Here is a 12737-nt window from a genome sequence, read left to right as displayed (position 1 = left end):
TCCTCGCCTATGTAAATTTCAACTTACACCCATACTGTAAATCATGCTAGACATTTCCTGCGTCAGGCCGAGCGGACAGGAGCACAAGCGATGGCCGATCACCGCGTGATCGTGGTTGGCGCCGGCATCGCCGGCCTCAGCGCCGCGCTCACCCTCGCCGCGCGTGGCGCCGAGGTGACCGTGATCGAGCGCGCCGCCGCGCCTGGCGGCAAGATGCGCCAGATCGCGATCGGCCCTGCCCGGATCGACTCCGGCCCCACCGTGTTCACGATGCGCTGGGTGTTCGACGAGCTGTTTGCGGAGCTCGGCACGGCGCTCGAGGATCATCTCACGTTGACGCCGCTCGACATCCTCGCGCGCCACGCCTGGACCGACCGCAGCCGGCTCGATCTGTTCGCCGATGAGGAGCGATCGGCCGATGCCATCGGCCATTTCGCCGGGCGCAGCGAGGCCGAGGGCTATCGCGCGTTCTGCCGCGATGCTCGCCGCATCTTCGAGGTGCTCAGGGATCCCTTCATCCGCACCCCGGCGCCGAGCATGACGCATCTGCTGCGCAATGCCGGCTTCCGCGATCTCACGGCGATCCGTCCGTTCCAGACGCTGTGGAAGGCGCTCGGGGGCTATTTCCGCGATGCCCGACTGCAGCAGTTGTTCGGCCGCTACGCGACCTATTGCGGCTCGTCGCCCTTCCATGCGCCGGCGACGCTGATGCTGGTCGCCCATGTCGAGCAGGCCGGCGTCTGGCTGATCGACGGCGGCATGCATGAGCTCGCCGCGTGCCTCGCGGCGCTGGCGCGGCGCCACGGCGTCAGCATCCGCTATGACGCCGAGGTCGCCGGCATCGTTACGAGCGCCAGTCGCGCCGCGGGCGTACGGCTCGCGACCGGTGAGCAGATCACCGCCGACGCGGTGATTGCGACGGCCGATGTCGCCGCGCTGGCGCAGGGGCTGTTTGGCGCGGACGCCGCGCGCGCGCTGCCGGCGATCCCGCAGTCCGCGCGCTCGCTCTCGGCGATGACCTGGAGCTGCCTCGCGCGGGCCGACGGCTTTCCGCTGGTGCGGCACAACGTGTTCTTCTCGCGCGACTACCGCGCCGAGTTCGATCAGCTGATCGACCGCCGCGCGATGCCGGCCGAGCCCACCGTCTATGTCTGCGCGCAGGATCGCGACGACCAGCCGCGCGAGGCCGGCGGCAACGAGCCGCTGTTCGTCCTGATCAACGCGCCCGCGTCAGGTGATCATCATCGCTTCGCTCCCTCGGAGATCAGCCAATGTGCCCGCCAGACCTTCGACCTGTTGCAGCGCTGCGGCCTCAGCATCGCGACGACGCCGGAATTGACCCGCGTGACGACGCCGACGGACTTCAACCGGATGTTTCCGGGCACGGGGGGCGCGCTGTACGGCCGCAGCTCGCACGGCTGGATGGCATCGTTCCAGCGGCCGGGCGCGCCGACCAGGCTGCCGGGGCTCTACGTGGCGGGGGGCAGCGCGCATCCGGGACCGGGCGTGCCGATGGCGGCGCTGTCGGGCCGGATGGCCGCTGCGCGGGCGATCGCGGACCTCGCTTCGACCGCATTGTCCCGGACCACGGCTATGCGTGGTGGTATGTCGACGCGCTGAGCGATGACGGCCGCTTCGGCATGACGCTCATCGCCTTCGTCGGCAGCGTGTTCTCGCCGTACTACGCGTGGGTGCGGCGGCGGGGAGCGGCTGATCCCGAAAATCACTGTGCGCTCAACGTTGCGCTCTATGGCGCGCGCGCGCGGCGCTGGGCCATGACCGAGCGCGGACGCGGCGCAATCACGCGCGAGCCTGCGAGCCTCGGGCTCGGTCCGAGCAGCCTCGCCTGGAACGGCCGCGAGCTCACCATCGAGATCAGCGAGGTCAGCGTGCCCTGGCCGCTGCCGCTGCGCGGTCGCGTCCGCGTCGTGCCGACGGCGCTGAACGAGATCGCGTTCACGCTCGATGCCGAGGGACGCCACCGCTGGCAGCCGATCGCGCCATGCTGCCGCGTGTCGGTCGATTTCGATCATCCGGATCTGCACTGGCGCGGCGACGGCTATTTCGACATCAACCATGGCGACGCGCCGCTGGAGCGCGACTTCCAGAGCTGGCAATGGTCGCGCGCGGCGACGCGCACCGGCACCGTGATCTCCTATGACACGGTCGCGCGCGACGGCGCCAATACGTCGCTCGCGCTGCACGTCGACCCCGCGGGCCGTCTGGAATCGATCACGCCGCTCACGGAGGCGCCTTTGCGCAAGACGCTGTGGCGCGTCGACCGCAGCGCCCGCGCCGACGCCGACGCACCGGTGCGCGTCGTGAGCACGCTGGAGGACGCCCCGTTCTACGCGCGCTCCCATCTCGCCGCCCGTCTGCACGGCGAGGATGTCGCGGTGATGCATGAGAGCCTGTCGCTCGACCGCTTCCAGATGCCGATCGTGCAGGCCATGCTGCCGTTCCGGATGCCGCGGTGGTGAGGGCTGGAGAGGACGAGGTTGATCAAGAGGCCGATAAGAACGCAAACGCTTCGCCCCAGGGCGTGTGCTTTCGCGACAAACCAACAGGTGTCGTCCCGGACAAGCTGTGACGCGCCCCAGCGCGTCACAGCGCCGATCCGGGATCCATACGCCGCGGCCTTAATGATGGGCAAAATGCCAATAGCCAGCCTGCCTCAAACCGCTCCCTGGGGGTATGGGTCCCGGCGTTCGCCGGGACGACGACTGAGAACATGGCGCCGACTTCCGATAAAAATAAATCTCTTGCGATTTTTCGTGAATCATGATTATCTCCGCGCATCCCGCCTCACTGCAGAGGGGCGTAGCGCGCGATCGTCACGACACGCGAGGTGGGGATGCGATGGCCGCGATTTTGCCGCAGCGTGTCTTCGGATGCGCGGACGAACGGCAGCTTGCGGACGTGAAATCGCAGCGTCCTGATACCCCGACGCTGGTATCAAGCCGCGATGGCGCTGATGTGCCGCGTGGTGATGGTGGCCAACAAGCCCGGCGCACCAGGGAGACTGCGTATAAGCGTGAAGACCGTCGCGCAGGGAATGCCGGTTGAACCGGCTTTGCCTGTGGTACCTGCCGCCTGCATTTTTTCTGCAGGCGGGCCATGGGTGGGGCCTTCACCCGGCATTCCCTGCGCCCTCTGCACTCTCGCGAGGGACGACCTGATCGCAAAGCTCGGGCAACATCTGCCGCGAGAACGCGAAGCTATGTCGATCGCTGTTTGAGACGTGAATCCGCCTCCCCCCACCCTACCGCTTCTCCGCTTCGCGCTCCCTGGCCTCGCGCTCGGCGCGCTGGCGGTCGAGGCGGCGGCCCTGCCATTCGAGCACGAGCCAGCCGGCGATGCACATCGCGACGACGACGAATTCGAGCAGGCCCCCCATCTCGCTCATGGCGCGTCACTCGCGGGTCTGACCTTGGCCTTCCGCATCTGAGCGTCTCACGCGCGACTTTCCGAGCGCTGCAATCCGCGCCGGCCGCCTTACCGTCATGCCGACGACCTCGCCTCGCTACGACGACCGCCCCGAGCGCAACAACTGATCGCGTCGCTCCAGGCGCTCGAACAGGTCGAGCACCCACAGCGCGCGATCGTGAACAGTCCGGCGCGGCGGCGCGATCGCGTGCGGGCGCTGCGCATCCGCCGCGACGACCGCCTCGATCAAAATGCGCGCCTCCGGCCGCGGCGGCGCCAGCGACGGCTGCTCCTGCAGCAGCGACATCACCGCGGCCTTGCCGAGAAGCTGCAGCTTGCGCGGCATCGAGACGAATGCGCGCCGCGACAGCGAATCGAATTCGGCACGTGCGACCTCGCGGCCGATCTCGGCATAGATCAGCCGCGCCGCATGGATGCCGGGCCGGCAACTCCACGGCAGATCGGCGATGCCTGCGGAAGCGCGCGCATAGAACACGTCGGCGACTGCGAGCAGTCGCGCGGTGACCCGGCCGATGCGGTCGTCGAAGAACGGCGCGGCACGCCAGGTCTCGATATCGAGGCCCGCCTCGCGCAGCCATTGCCGCGGCAGATAGAGCCGGCCAGCGCGCGTGTCCTCGCCGACATCGCGGGCAATGTTGGTGAGCTGCATGGCGATGCCGAGGTCGCAGGCGCGTCCGATCGTCCCGGCCTCACGCCGGTTCATCAAGAGCGACATCATCACGCCGACCGTGCCGGCGACGCGCACGGCATAGGCGAGCACGTCGCTCAAGGTCTCATAGCGGCGGCCCTGGGCGTCCCAGGCGAGACCTTCGAGCAGCGCCTCCGGCAGCGCGCGCGGAATCGTGAAATGCGCCACGACGCCGGCCAGCGCGCGATCGACGGGACTGTCGTCCGGCGTGCCATCATAGATCCGGTCGAGCCGTTCGTGCAGCAGCTCGACGGCGTCGACGCGGCGGCCGGGCCCGTCGATCGCATCATCGGCCTCGCGGCAGAACGCGTAGAGCGCGACGGCGGGATCGCCCACCGCGCGGGGCAGCACTTTCGAGGCGGCAAAGAACGTCTTCGATCCGCCCCGCAACATCCGCCGACAGATCGCAATGTCCGTTTGCCAGCTCATCGCCGCTCCAGCTCATGCGGCGCGGGCACGAGATCATCGAGCACACGCGCCGAGGACAGCACGCCCGGCAGGCCGGCGCCGGGATGGGTGCCCGCGCCGACCAGATAGAGCCGCTCGACCTCTTCGCTCTTGTTGTGCGGCCGGAACCAGGCGCTCTGCATCAGCACCGGCTCGAGCCCGAACGCCGCGCCGCGATAGGACGACAGGCGATGCTCGAAATCATCCGGCGTCAGCAGCCGCGACGTGACGATCTCGCCGGCAAGGTCCGGCAGCAGCGTGTCGCTCAGCGCGGTCTCGATCCGCTTGCGGAACGGCTCGGCCGTCGCCGACCAGTCGATGCCGCTCTCCTGATGCGGCACCGGCGACAGCACGTAGAAGGCATCGCAGCCGTCGGGCGCCAGCGACGGATCGGTTGCGGTCGGCCGGTGCAGATAGAGGCTGAAATCATCCGCCAGGACCTTGCGGCGGAAGATGTCGTCGAGCAGCTCGCGATAGCGCGGGCCGAGCAGGATGGTGTGATGCTGAACGTCGTCGTAGCGGCGCTTCGTGCCGAAATACCAGACGAACAGGCTCATCGAATAGCGCGCACGGTCGATGCGCGCATCGGTCCAGCGCCGGCGCCGCATGCTCGGCAGCAGATGCTTGTAGGTCCAGGCCGCGCAGCCATTGGAAACGACGACGTCGGCCGCGATCGTCTCGCCGGAGGCGAGTCGCACGCCGGTGGCGGCGCCGTTCCTGGTCGTGATCTCCGCGACGGGGGTCGAACAGCGCACCGCACCGCCCTGCCCCTCGATCAGGTCGACGAGTCCCTCGACGAGCGCGCCGGTGCCCCCCATCGCAAAGTGCACGCCCCAGCGCCGCTCGAGATAGGCGATCAGGCAGTAGATCGACGTGGTCGTAAACGGGTTGCCGCCGATCAGCAGCGGATGGAAGCTGAGGATGATGCGCAGCCGCTCGTCGCGGACATAGTGCGAGACGAGGCCATAGACCGAGCGAAAGCTCTGCAGCTTGATCATCGCCGGCGCGATCTTGGCCATGTCCGTGAACGACAGGAACGGCACGTCGCCAAGCTCCTCGAAGCCCTTTCTGAAGATCGCCTCGCTCGCCTTCATGAAGCGCTCGTAGCCGTCGACGTCGCCGGGCGACAGCCGCGCCACCTCGGCGCGCATCTCGGCCGGGTCGCCCGAGCAGTCGAACACGGTGCCGTCGTCGAACCGGATGCGATAGAACGGCGAGATCGGCTTGAGCGTGACGTCGTCGGACATCCTCCGACCGCACAGCTGCCATAGCTCCTCGAACAGGAACGGCGCGGTGACGATGGTCGGGCCGGCATCGAAGGTGAAGCCGTCCTGGCGATGCACGTAGGCGCGGCCGCCGGGCGCGTCGAGCTGCTCGTAGACGGTGACGCGATAGCCGCGCGCACCGAGCCGGACCGCTGCGGCGAGGCCGCCGAAGCCGGAGCCGATCACCACCGCATGCGGCCGGTCTCCGAGCGCAGCCGGGACAGCGGCCTTGATGGTGGAGACGTCGAGCATGGGCGAAAGCGTAAATTGAAACTGACGTTTTCGCTAGCCAAAAAATGTCAATCTAGTTTGACATTTCCTGCTGCACCGCGAGCACGCCGGCGCGCTCGGCGGCATTGACGATCAGGCCCGCAATCCTCGCCGGCTGCTCCTCATGGGCCAAATGACCAAGGCCATCAATGAGTTCGAGCTGCGCCTGAGGCACCGATTGCTGGACGCGACGCGCGACGTCTGGCGGAATGGCACGGTCATGCGCGGCCGCGACCAGAAGCAGCGCGGTCTTCAACCGCGGCAGCTCGCGCCCAAGCGGATGCAGGTCCCAGTTCGCCATCATCTCGAGCGCGGCGCCGACATGGCCGGGGCTGCCGACCAGCCGCCGATACAGCCGCTCGCCTGTCGCGTCGATCGTCGAGCCGGTCCCCTTCAGCAGCCGATGCACCGCCGCCGGATCGCGGCCCCGCCAGGCGAACAGCCGCGGCACCAGCGGATTGAGCGCCATCATCTTGGCGAGCGGCGACAGGAACTGCGCGGCCGCGCCGCCGAACGGCAGAAAGGCGCCGTTGAGGCTGACGATCAGCTTCGGCGTGATCAGGCCATCGAGCGTCATGCGGGTCAGGATCGCCGCGCCCGCGGAATGGCCGATCGCGATTTCAGGCGCGATCGCAAGCTTCTCGCAGAGGCCAGCGAGATCGCGCGACATGCCGTCGAGCGACAGCCGCCGCCAATGCGGCGTGGAGGTGAAGCCGTGGCCGGAGAGATCCGGCGCGACGACGGTGAAGTGCCTGGCGAGCAGCGGCGCGAGATCGCGCCAGGAATGGGTCGCGGCTCCGGTGCCGTGGGCGAGCAGCGCGACTGGCCCCTCGCCCATGATCTGAACGTGCCAGCGCAGGCCCGCGGCCTCGACGAAGCGGCTGGCCGCCCGGTTGGGCCAGTCGCTGCCGTCGACGCTCCAGTTCGGCTTGTCGCTCATGCCGGCCCACGCGGTTGGACGCCGCCGGCACCGTCAACGATCGGCCGCGCGCGTCAGGAAATCATCGTAGCTGGCGACGACTTTATCAAGCTGTTCGAAATGCGGCATCGCCCCGGTCTGCATCACCTCGATCCGCCAGTTGGGCAGAGCCTCGACGGCGTGCTTGCCGTGATAGTCGACGAAATCGCCGCGCACGCCATGCACCATCCAGACCGGCATCGCCAGTGCCTGGTAGAGCTTCACGGCATTGGTGCTGAACAGATAGCCGGAGACGAACGAATACGGCGCGTTCTCGGCGCCGGGCTGGTGCGTGGTGATGTAGTCGTATTCCAAAAGGCCCTCGTCGATGTCCTTGCGACCAAAGGTCTTCTGCAGGAAAAAACGAATGCTGGCGCGCGAGGTCAGCAGGGTGAAGAATCCGTGCTTCCACAGGGGGACGTTGAGGATGTTGCGCACCCATGGCATGGCGCGGGTCGTGTCCTTGTTGCCAGCCGTCTTGGCCGCGGCCTCGGCGCGGCGATCGAAGCCGGTCGGGCTGAGCAGCGCCAAGGTGCGAAACAGGTTCGGCGCCTCCGTGCCGGCGCGCGCGGCGAACTCGCAGCCGAGCGACAGCGCGATGGCGTCGATCGCGGCGTCGCCATGACGGCGGCGAATCTCGTTCGCCGCGAGCAGGATCGCGTCGGTCATGATGCGCGGTGTGTAGATGCGATCGGCACGGTCGGACAGGCCGAAGCCCGGCAGATCGAGCGCATAGACGGGACGCGTCTGGCGGTAGTGCTCGAACAGCGGCTTCATCTCGTAGGCCGTCGCCGCGGCGTTGACGCTGTGAATGAGCAACAGCGGCCGTCGATCGCTCGGCGCCGCCGGGCCATCGCCATAGCAGGTGATGCGTCCGACGCGCGCATCCGTAAGTTCGAAGCGCGGCGCGGACAACGGCGGGGGCATCGTGACCACGCCCGGAGCAGAGGCATGATCACTCTGTGTGGTCGAAGCGACCTGCATGGCGTGCTCCTGTCTGGCTTTTTCCTGCGGATAGCAGAGTCCACCACTGCCGACCGACCGGGACGAGCATAGCGATGACCGAACGTCTTGTCAGTCACCGTTGGAACGCCGCTTGACGCCGCGGGTTCCAGCGCCGTCAGCCGCGGCCGGCTTGCGCCATGACGGCCTGCGACAACCGTGCGGCATCGGCATGAGGCAGCGCGACGTAACGCGCTTGCATCGCACCGGCGAGCTGCGCGGCCTTGTCCTGCGGGCGAGGCGAGGAATCGACCAGCACGACCGGAATGCCGGTCAGCGCGAGCTGCTTCGCAGCGACCAGCGCCTCCGCCTCGGCCTCGCTGCGGCCGCCGCCATCGCGCGCGACATTGGCCCGGCCGTCGGTCATCAGCACGATGGTCGGCGCCTGGCCCTTGGCCTTCACGGCGAGCGCGAGCTCGGTCGCGGCGAAGATCGCCGCGGACAGCGGCGTGCCGCCGCCGCCGGGCAGCGCCGCGAGACTGCGCTTGGCGCGCGTCAGCGAGCGCGTCGGCGGCAGCAGGAGCTCGGCGCCCTTGCCGCGAAACGCGATCAGCGCGACCTCGTCGCGGCGGATGTAGCATTCGGCGAGCAGCAGCTCGACCGCGCCCTTGACTTCGGCAAGGCGCTGCAAGGCCGACGAGCCGGAGGCATCGACGACGAAGATCGTCGTGGTGCCCGAGCGCTGCTTGAAGCGGGTGATGCGAATGTCGTCCTTGTGCACGATCAGCCGGCCGCTTTTGCCGGAACGTTGCGTCCGCCGCCGCAGCGGCTGCCACGGCACTGCCGCGCGCAAGGTCTCGAGCACGTTGAGCCGCGCGCCGGCGCGCCATTCGCCACGACGCGCGCCGATCGGACGGCCGCGCTTCGGCGCCTTCTGAGCGGTGCCCTGCTTGCTGACGCTGCTGCTGCGGACGCGGGTCGCGCGTTCCTCCTGCAGCCGCTTCAGCAGGTCGAGTGGAATGGCCGCCTGCGCCGCTTCGAGCACGCGATCCTCGAGCGGACCGTTCTCGCTGCGGTCGTCGTCCTCACTCTCGGCCGACTCATTCTCGGGCTCCGGCGCCTCGCTGTTCTCGGTCTCGTCATCCGCTGCAGGCAGCCGGGTGGCGCGCGGCGCCAGCACCAGCCGCGCGGCGCAGGCGACGTGCGAGTCTGCGACTTCGACCTTGCCATCAAGCGCCGCTGCGATGCGCGCGACGCGACAGGCGAGCAACGGCGCGCGCAGCGAGTCGATGCCGAGCGCACAGGCCGTCGTCGTCAGCGCCGCGATCGCCTCGTCCGGCAAACGGACCTGCGGCAGCAGCGCACGCGCTGCTGCGATGTCGGACGAGTCGAACAGGCTCTCGCCGAGATCGACGCGCGCAACTTTGCTGAGATCGAGATGGCAGGCCAGGCGGTCGGCCAAGGCAGGCGACACGCGCTCATCACCGATGCCCTCGTCGAGCGCAATCAGTCCGAGCCGAGCCGGCGCGCGCAGCGACATGCCATCGCGCTCGATGCTGATAGCCCCGGTGTCGAGGGCAACACAGAGATGTGCGACCGTCGACTGCGACATGCGCTCGGCCATCACGGCGATCAGCCCGCCGCCATCGGCATCGGCGAGCAGCCCACGTTGCAGCACCGGCCGCCCCGCCTGCAAGGTCGCGGCAAGATCGATGCCGCCAAGCAGGCGATCGTCGGAGATCGACGGCGGCAGCTTGCGCAAAGGCGTCGACGACGGCATCAAGTCGTGCAACAGATCGAGCCACTGATCGCGCACCGGTCCCGCGCCCGCACGCAACAGCACCGACGCGGCCGCCGGATCGATCGCCACCAGCGCGGCCGCGATCATCGCATCGGCCCAGATCGTAGCGCCGTCGCTCACGTTGCAAACAGCTCGGCGAGCGCGCGCTCGACCCGCACCGACGAGCCGGAATCGTCGAGCGGATTGCGCCTGAGACGGTGCCGCAGCGCCATCGGCGCCACCGTCTTGAGATGGCCGTCATCGACCGCCTTAACGCCGTCCAGCGCCGCCGCGGCGCGCGCCGCACGCATCAAGGTGAGCTCGCCGCGCAGGCCATCGGTGCCGAGCGCCATGCACAGCCGCGCCGCCTGCTCCAGCTCGCGATCGGCGACTTTCACCGAGCCGATGTGCTCGCGCGCGGCCAGGATGCGCTTGCGCTGCTTGGCCTCCTCCTTCTCCCAATGCCCGACGAACGCCGTGGGATTTGTCTCGAACGCGTCACGCCGCTTGATCACCTCGATGCGCGTCGGCAGGTCAGCGGGCGTCTTGACCTCGACCGAGAGACCGAAGCGATCGAGCAGTTGCGGCCGCAGCTCGCCCTCCTCCGGATTACCGGTCCCGACCAGCACCACGCGCGCCGGATGGCGGATGCTGAGGCCATCGCGCTCGACGACGTTCTCGCCGGAGGCGGCGACGTCGAGCAGAAGATCGACGAGATGATCCTCCAGCAGATTGACCTCGTCGATATAGAGAAAGCCTCTGTTGGCGCGCGCAAGCAACCCCGGCTCGAACGATTTCTCGCCATGAGCCAGCGCACGCTCCAGATCGAGCGCGCCGACGACGCGGTCCTCGGTGGCTCCGAGCGGCAGGTCGATGACCGGAACCGGCACCTGATGCGCCTTCAACGCCGCCGGCTTTTTCGCCTTGCCGCTCGGCTTGGAGCGCGCGCGGCACGCGGCGCATTGCGCGGCGACGTCGGCCGGATCGCATTGATAGGGACAGCCGATCACGGCGCTCATCGGCGGCAAGAGCGCGGCGAGCGCGCGCACCGCGGTGGATTTTCCGGCGCCGCGATCGCCAAAGGCCAGCACGCCGCCAACCTTCGGATCGACGGCAGCGATCATCAGCGCCAGCTTCATCTCGTCCTGGCCGACGATGGCCGAGAACGGAAAGGCGATTCCCATGAGCGTCCCCTGCGCCGCGACGCGTTCCCGCCGCGTTGCCAGCATGAGACCACAATCAGGGGCCGCTCTTCAACCCATCAGCGCTTCAACGAGCGAGGCTCGGCAGATCGAGACCATTGGCGTCGGCGCAGGCGATCGCGTCCTCATAGCCGGCATCGGCGTGGCGCATCACGCCGGTGGCCGGATCGTTCCACAGCACGCGCTCCAGCCGCCGCGCGGCGTCGGCCGTGCCGTCGGCGACGATCACCATGCCGGCATGCTGCGAATAGCCGATGCCGACGCCGCCGCCATGATGCAGCGACACCCAGGTGGCGCCGCTCGCACAATTGAGCAGTGCGTTGAGCAGCGGCCAATCCGACACGGCGTCGGAGCCGTCCTTCATCGCCTCAGTCTCGCGGTTCGGACTCGCCACCGAGCCGGAATCGAGATGGTCCCGGCCGATCACGATCGGCGCCTTCAATTCGCCGCGGGCCACCATCTCGTTGAAGGCAAGCCCGAGGCGATGGCGGTCGCCGAGCCCGACCCAGCAGATCCGCGCCGGCAGGCCCTGGAACTTGATGCGCTGCCTCGCCATGTCGAGCCAGTTGTGCAGATGCTTGTTGTCGAGCAGCAGCTCCTTCACCTTGGCGTCGGTCTTGTAGATGTCCTCGGGATCGCCGGACAAAGCCGCCCAGCGGAACGGGCCGATGCCGCGGCAGAACAGCGGACGGATATAGGCTGGCACGAAGCCGGGGAAATCGAACGCATTGGCGAGGCCCATGTCCTTCGCCATCTGGCGGATGTTGTTGCCATAGTCGAGCGTCGGAATGCCCATGGCGTGAAAATCCAGCATGGCCTGGACGTGGCCGACCATCGACGTCTTCGACGCCTGCTCGACCGCCTTGGGATCAGACGCGCGCTTGGCCTCCCATTCGGCGAGCGTCCAACCCTTCGGCAGATAGCCGTTGATCGGATCGTGCGCGCTGGTCTGATCCGTGACGATGTCGGGGCGGACGCCGCGGCGCACGAGCTCCGGGAAGATCTCGGCGGCGTTGCCAAGCAGGCCGACGGACACCGCCTTCTTGGTGTTGGCAGCCTCGGCCATGAGCGCCAGGGCCTCGTCGAGCGAGGCGGCCTGGCGATCGAGATAGCCGGTGCGCAGCCGCATCTCGATGCGGCTCGGCTGGCATTCGACCGCGAGCATCGAAGCGCCAGCCATCGTCGCGGCCAATGGCTGCGCACCGCCCATGCCCCCGAGGCCAGCGGTCAGAATCCATTTGCCGGCGAGATCGCCATTGTAGTGGCGTCGGCCGACCTCGACGAAGGTCTCGTAGGTGCCCTGCACGATGCCCTGGCTGCCGATGTAGATCCAGGACCCCGCCGTCATCTGGCCGTACATCATCAGGCCCATTTTATCGAGCGCGTTGAAGTGATCGAGCGTCGCCCAATGCGGCACGATGTTGGAGTTGGCGATCAGCACGCGCGGCGCATCGGGATGGGTGCGAAAGATGCCGACCGGCTTGCCCGACTGCACGACCAGCGTCTGGTCCGCCTCCAGCTTGCGCAAGGACGCGACGATGCGATCGAAGCTGTCCCAGTCGCGCGCAGCGCGGCCGATGCCGCCATAGACGATCAGTTCGCTCGGCTTCTCGGCGACATCGGGATCGAGATTGTTCATCAGCATGCGCAGGGGCGCTTCGGTGAGCCAGCTCTTGGCGCTGATGTTGCTGCCATGGGGCGCGCGGATCACCCGGTCGTTGTCGAGACGTCGGTTCAT

10 protein-coding genes are annotated in these 12737 nt (G+C 68.2%); 2 read left to right on the top strand and 8 right to left on the bottom strand.

Annotated features, from left to right (window positions below; all coding sequences use genetic code 11):
* The first annotated feature begins 90 nt into the window (after positions 1-90).
* Positions 91-1620: a 1-hydroxycarotenoid 3,4-desaturase CrtD gene (crtD, locus tag ACQR2C_RS13550; protein ID WP_434845576.1), complete on the top strand. Its 1530-nt coding sequence runs from the start codon at positions 91-93 to the stop codon at positions 1618-1620.
* A 20-nt stretch (positions 1621-1640) separates the two neighbouring features.
* Positions 1641-2480, top strand: coding sequence for a hydratase (locus tag ACQR2C_RS13545; RefSeq protein ID WP_434881328.1), 840 nt, complete (start codon positions 1641-1643; stop codon positions 2478-2480).
* Between the two features lie 782 nt (positions 2481-3262).
* Here ACQR2C_RS13545 and ACQR2C_RS13540 read toward each other — a convergent pair.
* From ACQR2C_RS13540 to hutU, 8 genes are all read right to left on the bottom strand, one after another.
* Positions 3263-3406: a hypothetical protein gene (locus ACQR2C_RS13540; protein ID WP_315803434.1), complete on the bottom strand. Its 144-nt coding sequence runs from the start codon at positions 3404-3406 to the stop codon at positions 3263-3265.
* A 117-nt stretch (positions 3407-3523) separates the two neighbouring features.
* Positions 3524-4564, bottom strand: coding sequence for a phytoene/squalene synthase family protein (locus ACQR2C_RS13535; protein ID WP_316182469.1), 1041 nt, complete (start codon positions 4562-4564; stop codon positions 3524-3526).
* Entirely contained in the window at positions 4561-6099 is a 1539-nt protein-coding gene (locus ACQR2C_RS13530; RefSeq protein WP_434881327.1) for a phytoene desaturase, read from the bottom strand. Before ACQR2C_RS13530 ends, ACQR2C_RS13535 begins: the two co-directional genes overlap by 4 nt.
* A 52-nt stretch (positions 6100-6151) precedes the next feature.
* Entirely contained in the window at positions 6152-7057 is a 906-nt protein-coding gene (gene bchO / locus ACQR2C_RS13525) for an alpha/beta fold hydrolase BchO (protein WP_434881326.1), read from the bottom strand.
* A gap of 33 nt (positions 7058-7090) precedes the next feature.
* Entirely contained in the window at positions 7091-8059 is a 969-nt protein-coding gene (locus tag ACQR2C_RS13520) for an alpha/beta fold hydrolase (protein WP_434881325.1), read from the bottom strand.
* A gap of 136 nt (positions 8060-8195) precedes the next feature.
* On the bottom strand, positions 8196-9938 hold the full coding sequence (locus ACQR2C_RS13515; RefSeq protein WP_434881324.1) for a magnesium chelatase subunit D: 1743 nt from the start codon (positions 9936-9938) through the stop codon (positions 8196-8198).
* Positions 9935-10981, bottom strand: coding sequence for a magnesium chelatase ATPase subunit I (bchI, locus tag ACQR2C_RS13510; protein WP_434881323.1), 1047 nt, complete (start codon positions 10979-10981; stop codon positions 9935-9937). Before bchI ends, ACQR2C_RS13515 begins: the two co-directional genes overlap by 4 nt.
* A gap of 85 nt (positions 10982-11066) precedes the next feature.
* The gene (gene hutU, locus ACQR2C_RS13505) at positions 11067-12737 is read right to left on the bottom strand and encodes a urocanate hydratase (RefSeq protein WP_434881322.1); all 1671 of its coding nucleotides are present in this window, start codon (positions 12735-12737) and stop codon (positions 11067-11069) included.

Origin of the sequence: Bradyrhizobium sp. HKCCYLRH3061, assembly GCF_051168015.1 — a bacterium.
In the GTDB taxonomy this organism is placed as follows: domain Bacteria; phylum Pseudomonadota; class Alphaproteobacteria; order Rhizobiales; family Xanthobacteraceae; genus Bradyrhizobium.
The sequence above is the reverse complement of the archived record's forward strand: the minus strand, read 5'-3'. Positions and strand labels throughout refer to the sequence as shown.

Excerpts from the sequence above, each read along its gene's own strand:
- ACQR2C_RS13520 (WP_434881325.1), bottom strand. The coding sequence starts at position 8,059 with ATGCAGGTCGCTTCGACCACACAGAGTGATCATGCCTCTGCTCCGGGC.
- hutU (WP_434881322.1), bottom strand. The coding sequence starts at position 12,737 with ATGAACCGACGTCTCGACAACGACCGGGTGATCCGCGCGCCCCATGGC.
- ACQR2C_RS13530 (WP_434881327.1), bottom strand. The coding sequence starts at position 6,099 with ATGCTCGACGTCTCCACCATCAAGGCCGCTGTCCCGGCTGCGCTCGGA.
- ACQR2C_RS13545 (WP_434881328.1), top strand. The coding sequence starts at position 1,641 with ATGACGCTCATCGCCTTCGTCGGCAGCGTGTTCTCGCCGTACTACGCG.
- bchI (WP_434881323.1), bottom strand. The coding sequence starts at position 10,981 with ATGGGAATCGCCTTTCCGTTCTCGGCCATCGTCGGCCAGGACGAGATG.
- bchO (WP_434881326.1), bottom strand. The coding sequence starts at position 7,057 with ATGAGCGACAAGCCGAACTGGAGCGTCGACGGCAGCGACTGGCCCAAC.
- ACQR2C_RS13535 (WP_316182469.1), bottom strand. The coding sequence starts at position 4,564 with ATGAGCTGGCAAACGGACATTGCGATCTGTCGGCGGATGTTGCGGGGC.
- crtD (WP_434845576.1), top strand. The coding sequence starts at position 91 with ATGGCCGATCACCGCGTGATCGTGGTTGGCGCCGGCATCGCCGGCCTC.
- ACQR2C_RS13540 (WP_315803434.1), bottom strand. The coding sequence starts at position 3,406 with ATGAGCGAGATGGGGGGCCTGCTCGAATTCGTCGTCGTCGCGATGTGC.